17 protein-coding genes and 2 pseudogenes are annotated in these 16117 nt (G+C 69.1%); 16 read left to right on the plus strand and 3 right to left on the minus strand.

Annotated features, from left to right (window positions below; genetic code table 11):
- The 9 genes from bchY to ASF43_RS31755 all read left to right on the plus strand — a co-directional run bounded on the left by bchY (window position 1) and on the right by ASF43_RS31755 (window position 7042).
- Complete coding sequence (gene bchY, locus ASF43_RS15860; RefSeq protein WP_056182908.1) at window positions 1-1491, plus strand: chlorophyllide a reductase subunit Y; 1491 nt, start codon at window positions 1-3, stop codon at window positions 1489-1491.
- Window positions 1488-2972: a chlorophyllide a reductase subunit Z gene (bchZ, locus tag ASF43_RS15865; RefSeq protein WP_056182912.1), complete on the plus strand. Its 1485-nt coding sequence runs from the start codon at window positions 1488-1490 to the stop codon at window positions 2970-2972. The genes bchY and bchZ overlap by 4 nt, the downstream gene beginning before the upstream one ends.
- Window positions 2973-3092: 120 nt before the next feature.
- The gene (pufB, locus tag ASF43_RS15870) at window positions 3093-3245 is read left to right on the plus strand and encodes a light-harvesting antenna LH1, beta subunit (RefSeq protein ID WP_056182914.1); all 153 of its coding nucleotides are present in this window, start codon (window positions 3093-3095) and stop codon (window positions 3243-3245) included.
- Window positions 3246-3277: 32 nt separating this feature from the next.
- Window positions 3278-3499, plus strand: coding sequence for a hypothetical protein (locus ASF43_RS15875; RefSeq protein ID WP_056182917.1), 222 nt, complete (start codon window positions 3278-3280; stop codon window positions 3497-3499).
- Between the two features lie 11 nt (window positions 3500-3510).
- The gene (gene pufA / locus ASF43_RS15880) at window positions 3511-3714 is read left to right on the plus strand and encodes a light-harvesting antenna LH1, alpha subunit (protein ID WP_056182920.1); all 204 of its coding nucleotides are present in this window, start codon (window positions 3511-3513) and stop codon (window positions 3712-3714) included.
- 108 nt (window positions 3715-3822) lie between these two features.
- On the plus strand, window positions 3823-4647 hold the full coding sequence (pufL, locus tag ASF43_RS15885; protein ID WP_056182922.1) for a photosynthetic reaction center subunit L: 825 nt from the start codon (window positions 3823-3825) through the stop codon (window positions 4645-4647).
- An 18-nt stretch (window positions 4648-4665) separates the two neighbouring features.
- A complete protein-coding gene (gene pufM / locus ASF43_RS15890) occupies window positions 4666-5637 on the plus strand; it encodes a photosynthetic reaction center subunit M (protein WP_056182925.1) in 972 nt (323 codons plus the stop codon).
- Window positions 5634-6740 carry a photosynthetic reaction center cytochrome PufC gene (gene pufC, locus ASF43_RS15895; RefSeq protein WP_082497885.1) on the plus strand — a complete coding sequence of 369 codons (1107 nt, stop codon included), beginning with the start codon at window positions 5634-5636 and terminating at the stop codon, window positions 6738-6740. Before pufM ends, pufC begins: the two co-directional genes overlap by 4 nt.
- Window positions 6741-6823: 83 nt before the next feature.
- A complete protein-coding gene (locus ASF43_RS31755; RefSeq protein ID WP_056182928.1) occupies window positions 6824-7042 on the plus strand; it encodes a hypothetical protein in 219 nt (72 codons plus the stop codon).
- Between the two features lie 80 nt (window positions 7043-7122).
- On the opposite strand, the pseudogene ASF43_RS31760 reads toward ASF43_RS31755, so the two are convergent.
- Both ASF43_RS31760 and ASF43_RS15905 read right to left on the minus strand, forming a co-directional pair.
- Window positions 7123-7524: pseudogene (locus ASF43_RS31760) on the minus strand (LysR substrate-binding domain-containing protein); the annotation flags it as partial.
- Window positions 7470-8423 (minus strand): LysR substrate-binding domain-containing protein, encoded by a 954-nt coding sequence (locus tag ASF43_RS15905; protein WP_056182931.1) that lies wholly within the window; start codon window positions 8421-8423, stop codon window positions 7470-7472. The pseudogene ASF43_RS31760 and the gene ASF43_RS15905, both read right to left, overlap by 55 nt.
- A 176-nt stretch (window positions 8424-8599) precedes the next feature.
- Between ASF43_RS15905 and ASF43_RS31765 the strand changes: the two are divergent.
- From ASF43_RS31765 to ASF43_RS15930, 5 genes and pseudogenes are all read left to right on the plus strand, one after another.
- Window positions 8600-8986, plus strand: a pseudogene (locus ASF43_RS31765) (acyl-CoA dehydrogenase); the annotation flags it as partial.
- 23 nt (window positions 8987-9009) lie between these two features.
- Window positions 9010-10170 carry an acyl-CoA dehydrogenase family protein gene (locus ASF43_RS15915; RefSeq protein WP_056183475.1) on the plus strand — a complete coding sequence of 387 codons (1161 nt, stop codon included), beginning with the start codon at window positions 9010-9012 and terminating at the stop codon, window positions 10168-10170.
- A 10-nt stretch (window positions 10171-10180) separates the two neighbouring features.
- Window positions 10181-11374: a CaiB/BaiF CoA-transferase family protein gene (locus tag ASF43_RS15920; RefSeq protein ID WP_056182937.1), complete on the plus strand. Its 1194-nt coding sequence runs from the start codon at window positions 10181-10183 to the stop codon at window positions 11372-11374.
- A gap of 48 nt (window positions 11375-11422) precedes the next feature.
- Window positions 11423-12076: an alpha/beta hydrolase gene (locus tag ASF43_RS15925; protein WP_056182941.1), complete on the plus strand. Its 654-nt coding sequence runs from the start codon at window positions 11423-11425 to the stop codon at window positions 12074-12076.
- Between the two features lie 2 nt (window positions 12077-12078).
- On the plus strand, window positions 12079-12927 hold the full coding sequence (locus tag ASF43_RS15930) for a CoA ester lyase (RefSeq protein ID WP_235578257.1): 849 nt from the start codon (window positions 12079-12081) through the stop codon (window positions 12925-12927).
- A 14-nt stretch (window positions 12928-12941) separates the two neighbouring features.
- Here ASF43_RS15930 and ASF43_RS15935 read toward each other — a convergent pair whose 3' ends face one another.
- Entirely contained in the window at window positions 12942-13874 is a 933-nt protein-coding gene (locus ASF43_RS15935; protein ID WP_056182947.1) for a LysR family transcriptional regulator, read from the minus strand.
- Between the two features lie 123 nt (window positions 13875-13997).
- Between ASF43_RS15935 and ASF43_RS15940 the strand changes: the two genes are divergently transcribed.
- Window positions 13998-14936 carry a hydroxymethylglutaryl-CoA lyase gene (locus tag ASF43_RS15940; protein WP_056182950.1) on the plus strand — a complete coding sequence of 313 codons (939 nt, stop codon included), beginning with the start codon at window positions 13998-14000 and terminating at the stop codon, window positions 14934-14936.
- Between the two features lie 21 nt (window positions 14937-14957).
- Window positions 14958-16115, plus strand: a complete 1158-nt coding sequence (locus tag ASF43_RS15945; RefSeq protein WP_056182951.1) for a CaiB/BaiF CoA-transferase family protein — start codon at window positions 14958-14960, stop codon at window positions 16113-16115.
- The last annotated feature ends 2 nt before the right edge of the window (window positions 16116-16117 follow it).

Raw genomic sequence — 16117 nt, forward strand, 5'->3', positions numbered from 1 at the left:
ATGTCCAACTGCCACGCATCCCCCGAGCAGGCCCAGGCCCTGGCCGCCGCCATGCCGGAGGCGACGCAGAAGACCCTGGCGACCTACGCGGCCGACTACCCCAAGGGCCCGCACGACCAGCCGCAGAGCATGTGCCCGGCCTTCGGCGCGCTGCGTGTGGGGCTGCGCATGAAGCGCACGGCCACGATCCTCAGCGGCTCGGCCTGCTGCGTGTACGGCCTGACGTTCACCTCGCACTTCTACGGTGCGCGGCGCAGCGTGGGGTACGTGCCCTTCAACAGCGAATCGCTGGTGACGGGCAAGCTGTTCGAGGACATCCGCGAGGCCGTGCACGCGCAGGCCGACCCCGAGAAGCTCGACGCGCTGGTCGTCATCAACCTCTGTGTGCCATCGGCCAGTGGCGTGCCGCTGCAACTGCTGCCCAAGGCCATCAACGGCGTGCGCATCATCGGTGTGGACGTGCCGGGCTTCGGTGTGCCGACCCACGCGGAAGCCAAGGACGTGCTGGCCGGCGCGATGCTGAAGTACGCCCGCGCCGAGGCCGAGACCGGCCCCGTGTCCGCCCCGCGCGGCTGGCGCGAGCAGGGCCTGGACAGCGCCCGCACCGTGAGCCTGCTGGGCGAGTTGTTCCCGGCCGATCCGATGGTGATCGGCATGCTGCTGGCGCCGCTGGGCCTGAAGGTCGGCCCCACGGTGCCCACGCGGGAATGGCGCGAGCTGTATGCGGCGCTGGACTGCACGGTGGCCGCTGCCATCCATCCCTTCTACACGGCCAGCGTGCGCGAGCTGCAGGCCGCCGGCCGTCCCGTCGTGGGCTCGGCGCCGGTCGGTGCCGAAGGCACGGCCGCCTGGTTGCGTGCGGTCGGTGAAGCGGCCGAAGTGCCCACGGTGCAGGTCGAGGCCGCGATTGCCGGCATCGGGCCCGCCATCCGCGGTGCGCTGTCCCAGTCGCCCATACACGCCAAGGTCACGGTCAGCGGCTACGAAGGCTCCGAACTGCTGGTCGCCCGTTTGCTGATCGAAAGCGGTGCCACCGTGCCCTACGTGGGCACCGCCTGCCCGCGCACACCCTGGTCCGAACCCGATCGCCTGTGGCTGGAAGCACGCGGCGTCGAGATCCAGTACCGCGCCTCGCTGGAGCAGGACCTGGCCGCCGTCGAGCGCCACCGCCCGAACCTGGCCATCGGCACCACGCCGCTGGTGCAGGCCTGCAAGGAACGCGCGATCCCCGCGCTGTACTTCACGAACCTGATCTCGGCCCGCCCGCTGATGGGCCCGGCCGGTGCCGGCTCGCTGGCGCAGGTCATCAACGGCGCGATCGCCAACCAGGTGCGGTTCGACACCATGCGCGAATTCTTCGGCCAGACCGGCCAAGGCGACCGCGCCGGCATCTGGAATGAGGTGCCCATCCTGCGCCCCGAGTTCCGCGCCGAGACCAAGCGCCAGGTCATCAAGATCATGAAGCGGCGCAAGGCGGAGGAAATGGTGTGAGCTTCGTCCTCGACCACGACCGTGCCGGCGGCTACTGGGGCGCCGTGTATGTGTTCACCGCCATCAAGGGTCTGCAGGTCATCATCGACGGCCCCGTGGGCTGCGAGAACCTGCCGGTGACCAGCGTGCTGCACTACACCGACGCACTGCCGCCGCACGAGCTGCCCATCGTGGTCACCGGCCTCGCCGAAGAACAACTGGGCCGCGAAGGCACCGAAGGCGCCATGAAGCGCGCCCACGCGGTGCTGGACCCCGACCTGCCGTCCGTGGTCGTGACCGGCTCGATCGCCGAGATGATCGGCGGCGGCGTGACGCCCGAGGGCACGACGATCGCGCGCTTCCTGCCGCGCACCATCGACGAAGACCAGTGGCAGTGCGCCAACCGCGCCATCTACTGGTTGTGGACCGAGCACGGCCCGCGCAAGGTGCCGGCGCGCAAGCCCTTCGATCAGCGCCCCGCCGGCGAGAAGCCGCGCGTGAACCTGATTGGCCCGAGCTACGGGGTGTTCAACAGCGCCAGCGACGTGCACGAGATCCGCCGCCTGGTCGAAGGCATCGGCGCCGAGATCAACATGGTGTTCCCGCTGGGCAGCCACCTGGCCGACGTGGCCAACCTGGCAGATGCCGACGTGAACATCTGCCTGTACCGCGAGTTCGGCCGCATGCTGTGCGAGGCGCTGGAGCGCCCCTACCTGCAGGCGCCCATCGGCCTGCACAGCACCACGGCCTTCCTGCGCGAGCTGGGCCGGCTGCTGCACCTGGACCCCGAGCCCTTCATCGAACGCGAGAAGCACACCACCATCAAGCCGATCTGGGACCTGTGGCGCTCGGTCACGCAGGACTTCTTCGCCACCGCCTCCTTCGGCATCGTGGCCAGCGAGACCTACAGCCGCGGCGTGCGCCACTTCCTCGAAGACGAGCTGGGCCTGCCCTGCCAGTTCGCCGTGGCGCGCAAGCCCGGCGAGAAGACCGACAACGCCGCCGTGCGCGCACTCATCAAGAGCAAGGCGCCGCTCGTGATGTTCGGCAGCGTCAACGAGCGCATGTACCTGGCTGAGGCCGCGTCGCAAGGGCCCATGCGGCCCAGCTTCATCGCCGCGAGTTTTCCCGGCGCCATCATCCGGCGCGCCACGGGCACGCCCTTCATGGGCTACGCGGGCGCCACCTGGCTGGTGCAGGAGGTGTGCAACGCGCTCTTCGATGCGCTGTTCCACATCCTGCCGCTGGCCACCGACATGGACCGTGTCGACCCGACGCCGGCCCGGGCGCTGCCCGAGCTCGTCTGGACGGTCGAGGCGCGCGAGCTGCTCGACGAGTTGCTGGAGGCCCAGCCCGTGCTGGTGCGCATCTCGGCCGCCAAGCGGCTGCGCGACCAGGCCGAGGCGCGCGCCCGCGAGGCGGGCAGTGCAGCGGTCCATCCCGAACACCTGGAAGGGCAGGCACGACAGATCGTGACCGCCGCGCTCGGAGCACTCGCATGACCCGCGCAGTGTGTGCCCCAAGCCCCCTGATAACGCCTGCAGGCTTGCCGCCTGGGTGTTCCTTGCCGCGCGGGGGCTGCGCGGTGCTGGCCGAGAGGCCGAAGTTGAGGAGTGATCCAAATGGTGCCTGAAGACAGGAGAGGCTCGTTATCCGGGCTGACCGAAGGAGAGGCCAGGGAGTTCCACGGCATCTTCATGGGCAGTTTCATGGGGTTCACGGCGATCGCCGTGGTGGCCCATGTGCTCGTGTGGATGTGGCGGCCCTGGCTCTGAGCTGAAGTAACCAACGCGCCAGGAGGCATGCCATGAATGACAACGCATCCGTTTCGACGGCAGCTTATCTACTGCAGAACAAGGGCTACGGGGTCCTGTTCCTGTTCAGCATCGTGTTCCTGCTGGTGGTGGCGCTCGTCAGCCAGGCCTTGTTCCTGAACTGGCGCGAATGGTTCCCCGGCGCAGAGAGCGAGACCTCGTTGTTCAAGAGTGTGCGGGCAGGGGTCTATACCTTCATGTCGCACCTCAATTAGGAGAAACAAGCATGTGGAAAATCTGGTTGTTGTTCGATCCACGGCGCGCGCTGGTGGCCCTTGCGGCCTTCCTGTTCGTGCTGGCGCTGATCATCCATTTCATCTTGCTGAGCACCAACAAGTTCAACTGGCTCGACGGTCCCCGCACCGCCGTGGTCAGCCAGAACTCGTCGATGCCGGCCGCCGTGCCGGCAACGGCGGCGCCAACGAAGTAGCGCAGGCGGAGACGGGCCGGCGTTGCCGGCGCGTCTCCCCCGCGCATCCCCATCCGGGCCCCACGTCAAGCGGGCGCCCTTCATCTTCTGGTCCCGGAGGTGGCTGCCATGGCCATGTTGAACTTCGAGCGCAAGTACCGTGTCCGCGGCGGTACGCTGCTGGGAGGCGATCTGTTCGACTTCTGGGTCGGGCCGTTCTATGTCGGCTTCTTCGGTGTCACCACCGCGTTCTTCTCGCTGGTGGGCACCCTGCTCATCGTGTGGGGTGCCTCGCAGGGACCGACCTGGAACCTGTGGCAGATCAACATCGCGCCGCCCGACCTCAGCTACGGCCTGAGCCTGGCGCCGCTGATGCAGGGCGGGCTCTGGCAGATCGTCACCTTCTGCGCCACCGGTGCCTTCATCAGCTGGGCACTGCGCGAGGTCGAGATCTGCCGAAAACTCGGCATCGGCTACCACATCCCGGTGGCCTTCGGCTTCGCCATCCTGGCCTACGTCACGCTGGTGATCGTGCGCCCGCTGCTGATGGGCGCCTGGGGGCATGGCTTCCCGTACGGGATCATGAGCCACCTGGACTGGGTGTCCAACACCGGCTACCAGTACCTGCATTTCCACTACAACCCGGCGCACATGCTGGCGGTGAGCTTCTTCTTCGCCACCACGTTCGCGCTGTCGCTGCACGGGGCCCTGGTGCTGTCGGCCACCAACCCGGGCAAGGGCGAAGTGGTGAAGACGGCCGAGCATGAGAACACCTTCTTCCGCGATGCCATCGGCTACTCCATCGGCACGCTGGGCATCCACCGCCTGGGCCTGTTCCTGGCGCTGTCGGCCTCCTTCTGGAGCGCCATCTGCATCGTCATCAGCGGACCGTTCTGGACCAAGGGTTGGCCCGAGTGGTGGGGCTGGTGGCTGCGGCTTCCGGTCTGGAACTGAGGCGTAGAGGAGAACAACATGGCCGAATACCAGAACCTCTTCACCAGCGTGCAGGTCCACGCGCCCTCGTACCCGGGCATCTCGCTCGGCCGCAAGGACAGCGAGCGGGTCGGCACGCCGACCCACGTGCACCTGTTCGGGCGGCTCGGCGATGCGCAGATCGGGCCGATCTACCTGGGCTACCTGGGCCTGCTGTCGCTGCTGTGCGGCTTCATCGCGATCGAGATCATCGGGCTGAACATGCTGGCCTCGGTGAACTGGGACCCGATCCAGTTCGTGCGCCAGCTGCCCTGGCTGGCGCTGGAGCCGCCGCCCCCGGGCTATGGGCTGCACCTGCCGCCGCTCAACGAAGGCGGCTGGTGGCTGATGGCGGGCCTGTTCCTCACCACCTCGATCCTGCTGTGGTGGGTGCGCATGTACCGCCGCGCGCGCAAGCTGGGCATGGGCACGCACGTGGCCTGGGCCTTCGCCGCGGCGATCTGGCTGTACCTGGTGCTGGGCTTCATCCGCCCGCTGCTGATGGGCAGCTTCGGCGAAGCGGTGCCCTTCGGCATCTTTCCGCACCTGGACTGGACGGCCGCGTTCTCGCTGCGCTACGGCAACCTGTTCTACAACCCGTTCCACATGCTCAGCATCGCGTTCCTGTACGGCAGCACGCTGCTGTTCGCGATGCACGGCGCGACCATCCTGGCGGTGAGCCGCTTCGGCGGCGAGCGCGAGATCGAGCAGATCACCGACCGCGGCACGGCCAGCGAGCGTGCCGCCCTGTTCTGGCGCTGGACCATGGGCTTCAACGCCACGATGGAGTCCATCCACCGCTGGGCCTGGTGGTTCGCGGTGCTGTGCCCGCTGACCGGCGGCATCGGCATCCTGCTCACCGGCACCGTGGTGGACAACTGGTTCCTGTGGGCCGTCAAGCACGGCGTGGCGCCCAGCTATGTGCCGGTGTTCCCGCCGGTGGTCGACCCGCTGATCGGAGGTGTGCGATGAACCGCCGGCTGCCCACTGGGCGCATTGCCGCCATGCTCGCCGCAGCCCTGGTGCTGGTGGCCTGCGAGAAACCGCCGCCCGAGAGCGTGCAGCGTGGCCCCCGCGGCACGGGCATGGTGCAGGTCTACAACCCGGCCACGCTGGCGGCGCAGGCCCCGAAGAACGTGGCGCCCGAGCCGCTGCCGGCGGCTTCGCCGGAGGGCCCCAAGGCCGGGCAGGTCTACCAGAACGTGAAGGTGCTGGGGCACCTGAGCGTGGCCGAGTTCGCCCGCACCATGACGGCCATGACCAACTGGGTCACGCCCGGGCAGGGCTGCGTGGCCTGCCACAACCCGGCCAACTTTGCCGACGACTCGCTCTACACCAAGGTCGTGTCGCGCCGCATGCTGCTGATGACGCAGAAGATCAACGAGCAGTGGAAGCCGCACGTGGGCAATACGGGCGTGACCTGCTTCACCTGCCACCGCGGGCAGCAGGTGCCGGCCGAAGTCTGGTTCCAGCCATTGCAGGAGCCACGCGCCAACACGTTCGCCGGCAACAGGGCCGGGCAGAACAAGCCGGTCGAGACGGTGGGGCTGAGCTCGCTGCCGTTCGACCCGCTGACGCCGTTCCTGCTGGAGGACCACAACATCCGTGTGGCTGCGACCACCGCACTGCCTGCGGGCAACAAGCAGTCGATCAAGCAGACGGAGTGGACTTACGGGCTCATGATGCACATGAGCAAGTCGCTCGGGGTGAACTGCACCCAGTGCCACAACACGCGCAGCTTCTCCAGCTGGGACGGCGAGGCCTCGCCGCCGCGGCTGGCCGCGTACCACGGCATCCGCATGACGCGCGCACTGAACCTGGAGTTCCTGGTGCCGCTGACCAAGGACTTCCCGGTCAACCGGCTGGGGCCTGGCGGCGATGTCGCCAAGGTCAACTGCGCCACCTGCCACCAGGGCGCGCACAAGCCGCTGTACGGCGCGCAGATGGCCAAGTACCACCCCGAGCTGCTGACCACCACCGCCAGCACGCCACTGGCGACCCCGATCACGGCCGATCAGTTGCAGCTGATCGCGCCGATGGGGCAGGCAGGTGCGGCGCCCGCTGTGGCCAAGTGAGGGGCATGCGGTGCGGTGTCTGCCGACGTGCGCAAGCGCCGCACGCCGACGTCGCGGGCAAGCGCAGGTGGCAGCATGGCCGCATGCTCCAGCACGACTTGCAACACGCGCAAACCCGCCCGACGACCGCACCCAAATCGGATGCTGCCAAACGCTTCGCCGCGGGTCTGCACATGGACCTGGACGTGGCGCCGAACGGCAAGGCCGTGCGCCACGATCGTTTCTTCGACCAGGTCTGCGAGCGCGGCGCGCTGATGGCAGCGCGCCCTGACGGCTGGAGCCGGATGGGGCATCGGGCCTGAGGCAGGTGCTGGCGCCTTTGCAGGCCGTTCGGGCGGTTCTCGGGCGTGGTCAGCACGATGCTGCGCACCAGGGGCGGGTCCAACTGCGCGCGGATGCCGTGCGGCGCACTCGGCAGCGGCGTGGTCTGGATCTCTGCCGAGCGCTCGCTGCCGTACAGCAGTGCGGCGTCGACTTCGCCCGATGCCAGCCAGCGCCGCAGCGTGCATGTGTAGCCCATGGTCACACGCATGCGCACGGTCGGGTACTGCTGCGCCACGGTGGCAACCAACGCGCTGGTCAGCAGACCGATGGTGCTGGGCAGCAGCCCCAGCGTGACCACACCGCTGACCACGCACGAAGCAGCCCCGGCGTGCATGGTCCAGAGCGCCAGCGAGATGCTGCCGCAGGTGGCAGGCCCCGCGTGCGCGGCATCGACGCGGGCGCATGTCATCCGGCAGACGAAGACGCAGGAGCATGCGCACCCAGCCAGCGTGCTGGCCATGCGCCACAGGCCGTCATCTCTTGCAGCACGCGCACGATCAATTCGTTGACGGCCGCGGTCGCCACCGTCTGCGGCCGCGTGAGGCTGGTGGCCCGCACCAGGCGGCGCGTCATGCCGGGGCTGTCGATGACGGCGGTGCGCAGGCGCTGCGCCGTCACTTCCTCGGCGACAGCGCCGGCCGGCAGGATGGTGCTGCCGATGCCGTCCTCCGTCGCGCGCTTCACACTGCCCAGCGATTCGATTTCGGCCACCACGTCCAGTGCGACGCCCAGCGGTGCGCAGGCCTCGTCGATGATCTTGCGCAGCCCGTGTTCGCGGCCCGGCAGCACCAGCGGCCATTTGGCCAGCGCCTGCAGCGTGAGCTTTTTGGGCATACGCGTGTTGCCGGCATGGGTGATGAGCACCAGCCGGTCGTCCAGCAGCGGCAGCTTGGCCAGGCCAGGCTCCGGCGCCTCGCCGTACAGCAGGGCCACGTCCAGCCGGCCGGACTGCAACCACTCGCGCAGGAAGCCGCTGTAGGCCTCCACCAGCTTCAGGCGCACGCGCGGCAGCCGCTCGCGGCAGGCGCGCAGGATGGGCAGCGTGGCCACCAGCGCCACGGTGGTCGGCAGGCCGATCGCCACCTCGCCGTGCGGTTCGGAGATCGCTTCCTGCACGGCCGCGCGGGCGCGCTCGGCATCGGCCAGCACGACGCGGGCATGCTCCAGGAACACGCTGCCCACCGCCGTCAGCGCCATGCCGCGGCTGGAGCGCTCGAACAATTGCGCGCCCAGCTCGTGCTCGAGCGCGGCGATCTGCTGGCCCAGTGCGGGCTGGGCCACATGCAGGCGTGTGGATGCCTTGAGCAGGCTGCCGGCCTCGCTGATGCCGACGAAATTGCGCAGTTGCTTCAGTTCCATGGTGCCCCCGGGGGCTAGTTGAAATGCATCTAGCGACTAGCTGGAATCAGTATTTCACAAATAGCGCGCCGCCCCGCAGAATCCAGCCGGCCTGCAGCGCATGCCCGCCTGCACCCCACACACACGAGGAGACGTGCCCGATGGGCCTGGACATCGACCACCTGCGCAGCTGGATCGGCCGCACCGGGGCGCTGGTCTTCGTCAAGGTGAACCACGAAATCCGCGGCGATGGCGAGCTGGCGATCCTGCAAGAGCACGACATCGTCTACCGCGACATGCACGCCCCTCGCGAGGCCGCGCCCGCGCCGACGCCGGCCCCCGTCGACGCCCCTTGGGTGCGCCGCATCGTTCCCGACGACGTGCTGCTGTTCCGCTATTCCGCGCTGACCTTCAACGGCCACCGCATCCACGACGACCGCAAGGATGTGACCGAGGTCGAGGGCTACCCCGGCCTGATCGTGCACGGCTTCGTCGTCTGCGGCCGCCAGGAAGACGCCGGGCCCGTGAAGCTCTGGGCCCGCACCGAAGACGCCCACCTGGCGATGGACGCCACTGCAACGCTGTGCCGAACCATCCGGAGACCAAGATGCTCAACGAAACCGACGCCTACCAGGAAATCCGCGACGCCGTGCGCCAGCTGTGCAAGCAGTTCCCCGACGAATACCACCGCAAGATCGACGAGGCGCGCGGCTACCCCGAGGAGTTCGTGCAGGCGCTCACCCAGGCCGGCTGGATGGCCGCGCTGATCCCCCAGGAGTACGGCGGCTCGGGCCTGTCCATGGCCGAGGCCTCGGTCATCATGGAAGAGATCAACCGCTCGGGCGGCAACTCGGGCGCCTGCCATGGGCAGATGTACGTGATGAACGCCATCGTGCGCAGCGGCACCGACGCGCAGCGGCAGCAGTACCTTCCCAGGATCGCCAGCGGTGAACTGCGCATCCAGTCCATGGCCGTGACCGAGCCCACGACCGGCAGCGACACCACCCGGCTCAAGACCATGGCCGTGAAGAAGGACGGCCGCTGGGTCGTCAACGGCCAGAAGGTCTGGATCTCGCGTATCCAGCACAGCGACATGATGATCCTGCTGGCGCGCACCACGCCGCTGGAGCAGGTGCAAAAGCGCTCCGAGGGCCTGAGCTGCTTCCTGGTCGACCTGAAGCAGGCCACCGGCAACGGCCTCACGGTGCGGCCCATCCTGAACATGGTCAACCACGAGACCAACGAGCTGTTCTTCGACCACCTGGAACTGCCCGAGGATGCGCTGCTCGGCCCCGAAGGCAAGGGCTTCAAGACCTTGCTGGACGGCCTGAACGCCGAGCGCACGCTGATTGCGGCCGAGTGCATCGGCGACGGCTACTGGTTCATCGACCGCGCCACCAAGTACGCCAACGAGCGTGTGGTCTTCGGCCGCCCGATCGGCAAGAACCAGGGCGTGCAGTTCCCGATCGCCGAGTCGCTGATCGAGCTGGAAGCCGCCAACCTCATGCGCTGGGAAGCCTGCAGGAAGATCGACGCACACCAGAACGCCGGCGCCGCCGCCAACATGGCCAAGCATCTGGCGGCCAAGGCCAGCTGGGAGGCGGCCAACGTCTGCCTGCAGACGCACGGCGGCTTCGGCTTCGCCTGCGAATACGACGTGGAGCGCAAGTTCCGCGAGACGCGGCTCTACCAGGTGGCGCCGATCTCCACCAACATGGTCTTCAGCTACGTGGCCGAGCACATCCTCGGCCTGCCGAAGTCGTATTGAGGAGCACGCGATGACCCGCCCCCTGGACGGCATCACCGTCGTCACCCTGGAGCACGCCATCGCCGCGCCGTTCTGCACCCGCCAGCTCGCCGACCTGGGCGCGCGCGTGATCAAGGTCGAGCGCCCCGGCGTGGGCGACTTCGCGCGGGCGTATGACGAACGCGTGCAAGGCATGGCCTCGCATTTCGTCTGGACGAATCGCTCCAAGGAAAGCCAGACGCTGGACGTCAAGCATGCCGACGCGCAGAAGGTGCTGGCCCAGTTGCTGGAGCGGGCCGACGTGCTGGTGCAGAACCTCGCGCCGGGCGCGGCCGCGCGGCTGGGCCTGTCGTTCGAGGCGCTGCACGAGAAGCATCCGAAGCTCATCGTCTGCGACATCTCGGGCTACGGCGACGACCCGGCCCAGCCCGGCCCCTACCGCGACAAGAAGGCCTATGACCTGCTGATCCAGGCCGAGTCGGGCTTCCTCTCGGTCACCGGTTCGGCCGACGCGCCGGCCAAGGCCGGCTGCTCCATCGCCGACATCGCGGCCGGCATGTATGCGTACACGGGCATCCTGTCGGCGCTGCTGCAGCGGGGCAAGACCGGCAAGGGCAGCCGCATCGACGTGTCCATGCTGGAGAGCATGGCCGAGTGGATGAGCTTTCCCATGTACTACGCGTTCGACGGCGCGCAGCCGCCACCGCGCGCTGGGGCCGCGCACGCCACCATTTACCCCTACGGCCCATTCCCGGCGGGCGATGGCGGCACCGTGATGCTGGGCCTGCAGAACGAGCGCGAGTGGGCGGCTTTCTGCAAGCTGGTGCTGCGCCAGCCCGAGCTGGCGACCGACGAGCGCTTCAATGCGAATTCCAAGCGCGTGGCCCGCCGCGATGCGCTGCGCGCGCTGATCGTCGAGAGCTTCCAGCCTCTGAGCAGTGCCCAGGTGGTCGAGCGGCTGGAAGAGGCGCAGATCGCCAACGCCCGCGTCAACGAGATGCACGACCTGTGGTCCCACGCCCAGCTCAAGGCGCGCGAGCGCTGGACCGAGGTCGCCACGCCCAACGGCCCCATCCCTGCCATGCTGCCGCCGGGCGCCAACGCGGCCTTCACGCCGCGCATGGATGCGGTGCCTGGCCTGGGCCAGCACACCGACGCCATCCTGCGCGAGCTGGGCTGGTCGCCTGGCGCCATCGAGAAGCTGCGTGCCGAGCAGGCGGTTTGAAGGAACACGCTTGAGAATGCGCGGCAAGAAATGACTTCCGTGACTGCCATGCACATTGACCCAGCCCTCGCCAGTGGCGCGCACTTGCTGGACGGCCCGGCCGGGCCGCTGGAAGTGCTGTTCGACCGGCCCGATGCCGAGCCCGCCGGCATCGCCGTCGTCACGCACCCGCAGCCGTTGATGGGCGGCCATGCGCAGCACAAGATCCCGCAGCTGCTGGCGCGCGCGCTGCGCGACGCGGGCTGGCTGGTCGCGCGGCCCAACTTCCGCGGCGTGGGCCGCAGCGCCGGCACGCACGACGAAGGGCAGGGCGAGAGCGAGGACATGCTGGCCCTGTGCGCAGCCTTGCGTGCGGCCCACCCTGGCCAGCGCCTCGCGCTGCTGGGCTTCTCGTTCGGCGCCTACGTGCAGGCGCGCGTGGCCCATGCCCTGGCCGCGCGTGGCGCGCCGGCCTGGCGCGTGGGGCTGGCCGGCATGCCCTTCGGCACCGTGCAGAGCGGCCGCCATTTCGACACGCCGCAGGCCATCGACGATGCGCTGGTCGTGCATGGCGAGCGCGACGAGGTCGTGCCCCTCGCCCACGTGCTGGACTGGGCGCGAGCGCAAGTGCAACCTGTGGTCGTGCTGCCCGGTGCCGACCATTTCTTCACCGGCAAGCTGCACGTGCTGCGTCAGCTGATGCTGCAACACCTGGCCCCATGACCATGACCACTCCCCACGCGCTGGCCGACGCCCGCAGTTTCCTCTTCGTGCCCGGCAACCGGCCCGAGCGTTTCGAGAAGGCCGCGGCCAGCGGCGCCGATGTCATCGTGCTCGACCTGGAGGACGCCGTGCCGGCCGCCGACAAGGCTGGCGCGCGCGCGGCCATCGCCCAGGCCTGGCCGGCACTGCAGGCGCTGGGCGTGCCGCTGGTCGTGCGCGTCAACAGCCTGGACCAGCCGCTCGGCCAGGACGACCTGCAGTGGTTCACGCAGCTGCAGGCGCCGGCCGGCGTCATGGTGCCCAAGGCCGAATCTGCCGAGGCGCTGCGGGCCGTACAGGAACGGCTGCCCGCCGTGCCTGTGCTGCCGTTGATCGAGAGCGCCGCCGGCTGGAGCGCCGTGCCCGCCATCGCGGCCGTGCCCGGCGTGCTGCGTCTCGTGGTGGGCCACATCGACTTCATGGCCGACACCGGCATCGTGTGCGCCGACGACGAGGCCGAGCTGTTGCCGCTGCGCTTTGCCGTGGCCATGGCCACGCGGCTGAACCGGCTGGCCGCCGCCGTCGACGGCGTGACCGTGGCCATCCAGGACGACGCGCGCCTGCGCGAGGACACGCGCCGCGCGCTGCGCCTGGGCTTCGGCGCCAAGCTGTGCATCCACCCGCGCCAGGTGGCCGTGGTGCACGAGACCCTGGCCCCCACACCGCAGCAGGCCGACTGGGCCGCGCGCGTGGTGGCAGCCGATGCCGCAGCGGGCGGGGCGGCCGTGCAGATCGACGGGCGCATGGTGGATCTGCCCGTGGTGCTGCAGGCGCGGCGCGTGCTGGCGCGGGTGCGAACGCCGGCCGCTTGACGCGCAGCGCCCGGTCAGCCAGGGCCTGGTTCGGCTGCTTCTGAAGCCGACCGCCCCGTCCGCTCCAGGTGCTCCAGCAGCATGCGGGCCGCGGGCGACAGGGTGGCTTCGTCCTTGTAGCAGATGATGAAGCGTCGCCTCGCCCAGGCGTCGGTCAGCGGGATCACCCGGAACGCATCGTGGCGCATGGCGGGCTCGACGACTTCACGCGGCACGACGGCGATGCCCAGCCCGGCGCGCACGCACCGGAGACTGGCATCGAAGGTGGAAACCACGGCCCTGTAGTTCAGCGGCATGCCGAGGATGGCCGCTGCACGGGCCAGCATGGTGTGCACGGCGGTCGGCGCGGGCAGGCCCACGTGTTCGTACTGCAAGGTCTCGACGAACGCGCACTGGCGCAACTTGGCGATCGGATGCGCGGGATGCGCCACGATGGCGAGATGGTCGCTGCGGTACGGGCGTGACTGCAGTTCGCCCAGGTCGACGGCATCCCAGCCCACACCCAGCGGGGCCAGGCCCTCGCGCACGGTCTGCGCCATCTTCGAGCTCAGCCCCTCGGCGATGTCGACCCGGATGGCGGCGTTCTCGGGCGCGCTCATGAAGGAGGCGATGTCGTCGGGCAGGAACTCGGCGATGGAGGAAACGGTTGCGAACACGCGCACCTGCCCTTTGATGCCACGCCCGAACGCGGCCATGTCGCGCGCGAGGCGGTCCGACCCGGCGAGCAGCGCACGCGCATGTTCGAGCAGCAACTCGCCCGCCGGCGTGGGGATGACGCCGCGGCGGTGCCGTTGCAGCACGGGCGTGTTCAACGCGGACTCGAGCTGGGCCAGTCGCTTGCTGATGGCCGACGAGCCGATGTTTTCCTGCTCTCCCGCGCGCGCCAGGTTGCGGTGATCGCAGGCGGCCACGAAGAGCCGCAGGCTGACGAGGTCCAGATCCCGCATTTTTTGAGTTTCCGTTTTGGAATTGTCAGGCGGAAATCTTATCGCTTCTCCCATCGATTGGGAAACTCTATAGTGGCGCCTGTGCCTTGCGCAGACCGGCGCCGGGGCCCCACGGAGACACCCATGACAGCTTTACCACCCCACGTGGTCGTGCGCGAAGTCGGCCTGCGCGATGGCCTGCAAAGCATCCAGCAGGTCCTGCCCACGGCGCGCAAGATCGAATGGATCCAGGACGCCCATGCCGCAGGGCAACGCGAGATCGAGGTGGGCTCGTTCGTCCCCGCCAGGCTGTTGCCGCAACTGGCCGACACGGCCGAACTGGTGGCATTCGCCAGAACGCTGCCCGGCCTGCAGGTGTCCGTGCTCGTGCCCAACCTGCAGGGCGCCGAGAGGGCCATCGCGTGCGGTGCGCACCTGATGCTGATCCCGCTGTCGGCCAGCCACGCGCACAGCCTGGCCAACCTGCGCAAGACCCCCGACGACGTGGTGGCCGAGGTGGCCAGGATGCGCGCGGCGCGCGACGCATCGGGCGCGAAGATCCTGATCGAGGGCGGCATCGGCACGGCGTTCGGCTGCACGATCCAGGGCAGGGTCGAGCCTTCCGAGGTGCTGCGCTGCATGCAGGCCCTGCTGGACGCCGGCGCCGACCGCGTGAGCATTGCCGACACCGTGGGCTATGCCAACCCGGCGGCCGTGCAGGAGCTGTTCGGCAAGGCCCGCATGCTGGCGGGCGACAGGTTCTGGTGCGGGCATTTCCACGACACGCGGGGCCAGGCGCTGGCCAACGTCTACGCCGCGCTGCAGACCGGGGTGCCGCGGTACGACGCGACGCTGGCAGGCATCGGCGGCTGCCCCCATGCGCCTGGCGCGAGCGGCAACGCTTCGAGCGAAGACCTGGCCTACATGCTGGCCGACATGGGCATCTCCACCGGCATCGACATCGAGGCACTGCTGGCTTTGCGCCAGAAGGTGGCGGGCTGGCTGCAAGGCGAAAGCCTGCACGGCGCGCTCTGGCAGGCCGGCGTCTCCAAGACCTTTGCCAGCACCACCGTCCCCGCCTGAACCCACCTGGACCGCACCGTCATGACGAATCCCACCACGCCCCTGCCTCTGGCCGGCATCCGCGTCCTCGAGTTCACCCACATGGTCATGGGCCCCACCTGCGGCATGATCCTGGCTGACCTGGGCGCCGAGGTCATCAAGGTCGAGCCACCCGGTGGCGACAAGACGCGCAAGCTGCCTGGCCTGGGCATCGGCTTCTTTCGCAGCTTCAACCGCAACAAGAAGAGCATCGTGCTCGACATCACGACCGAGGAGGGCTGCGCCACGGCCACCGAACTTGTGGGCGCCTGCGACGTGGTGCTGGAGAACTTCCGCCCCGGCCTCATGGAGAAACTGGGGCTGGACTACGCCACGTTGTCCAGGCTGTACCCGAAGCTCATCTACGTCACGCACAAGGGCTTCCTGCCCGGCCCCTACGAGAACCGGCTGGCGCTGGACGAGGTGGTGCAGATGATGGGCGGCCTGTCGTACATGACCGGCCCGGTCGGCCGGCCGCTGCGCGCAGGCACATCGGTCAACGACATCATGGGCGGCATGTTCGGCGCCATCGGCGTGCTGGCCGCGCTGCGCGAGCGCGACGCCACGGGCCGCGGCCAGGAGGTGCAGAGTGCGCTGTTCGAGAACTGCGTGTTTCTGTCGAGCCAGCACATGCAGCAGTACCTGATGACCGGCGAGCCGCCGCCGCCCATGCCCTCGCGCGTGTCGGCCTGGAGCGTGTACGACGTGTTCACGCTGGCCGAGGGCGAGCAGCTCTTCATCGGCGCCGTGAGCGACAAGCAGTTCGCCACGCTGTGCAAGGTGCTGGCGCGTGAGGACCTGTTGCAGATGCCCGGCTTCGGCGACAACGCCTCGCGCGTGGCCGTGCGGCCGCACCTGCTGGCCGTACTGGGCGAGATCCTGGTCAACCACAAGGTCGAGGAACTGGCCCCCAGGCTGGAGGCCGCCGGCATCCCCTACGCGCCCATCATGCGGCCCGAGCAGCTCTGCGACGACCCGCACCTCAAGCAGAGCGGCGGCCTGGTGCCCATGACCACCGACGAGGGCGGCGTGACCGAAGCCGTGCTGCTGCCGCTGACCATGGGCGGGCGCCGCCCCGGCGTGCGCATGCCGCTGCCCAAGGTGGGCGAGCACACCGAGGAAGTGCTCGGTGCCTTGCGCAGGCCGGCCGTGGCGACCTGAGC

Origin of the sequence: Pseudorhodoferax sp. Leaf267, from assembly GCF_001422405.1 — a bacterium.
GTDB lineage: Bacteria > Pseudomonadota > Gammaproteobacteria > Burkholderiales > Burkholderiaceae_C > Pseudorhodoferax.

Coding starts and splice junctions, on each gene's coding strand:
- bchY (WP_056182908.1), top strand. CDS start 1: ATGTCCAACTGCCACGCATCCCCCGAGCAGGCCCAGGCCCTGGCCGCC.
- ASF43_RS15915 (WP_056183475.1), top strand. CDS start 9,010: ATGCTCAACGAAACCGACGCCTACCAGGAAATCCGCGACGCCGTGCGC.
- pufB (WP_056182914.1), top strand. CDS start 3,093: ATGGTGCCTGAAGACAGGAGAGGCTCGTTATCCGGGCTGACCGAAGGA.
- ASF43_RS15935 (WP_056182947.1), bottom strand. CDS start 13,874: ATGCGGGATCTGGACCTCGTCAGCCTGCGGCTCTTCGTGGCCGCCTGC.
- pufM (WP_056182925.1), top strand. CDS start 4,666: ATGGCCGAATACCAGAACCTCTTCACCAGCGTGCAGGTCCACGCGCCC.
- ASF43_RS15930 (WP_235578257.1), top strand. CDS start 12,079: ATGACCACTCCCCACGCGCTGGCCGACGCCCGCAGTTTCCTCTTCGTG.
- ASF43_RS15875 (WP_056182917.1), top strand. CDS start 3,278: ATGAATGACAACGCATCCGTTTCGACGGCAGCTTATCTACTGCAGAAC.
- ASF43_RS31755 (WP_056182928.1), top strand. CDS start 6,824: ATGCTCCAGCACGACTTGCAACACGCGCAAACCCGCCCGACGACCGCA.
- pufL (WP_056182922.1), top strand. CDS start 3,823: ATGGCCATGTTGAACTTCGAGCGCAAGTACCGTGTCCGCGGCGGTACG.
- ASF43_RS15945 (WP_056182951.1), top strand. CDS start 14,958: ATGACGAATCCCACCACGCCCCTGCCTCTGGCCGGCATCCGCGTCCTC.
- pufA (WP_056182920.1), top strand. CDS start 3,511: ATGTGGAAAATCTGGTTGTTGTTCGATCCACGGCGCGCGCTGGTGGCC.
- ASF43_RS15905 (WP_056182931.1), bottom strand. CDS start 8,423: ATGGAACTGAAGCAACTGCGCAATTTCGTCGGCATCAGCGAGGCCGGC.
- ASF43_RS15925 (WP_056182941.1), top strand. CDS start 11,423: ATGCACATTGACCCAGCCCTCGCCAGTGGCGCGCACTTGCTGGACGGC.
- ASF43_RS15920 (WP_056182937.1), top strand. CDS start 10,181: ATGACCCGCCCCCTGGACGGCATCACCGTCGTCACCCTGGAGCACGCC.
- ASF43_RS15940 (WP_056182950.1), top strand. CDS start 13,998: ATGACAGCTTTACCACCCCACGTGGTCGTGCGCGAAGTCGGCCTGCGC.
- pufC (WP_082497885.1), top strand. CDS start 5,634: ATGAACCGCCGGCTGCCCACTGGGCGCATTGCCGCCATGCTCGCCGCA.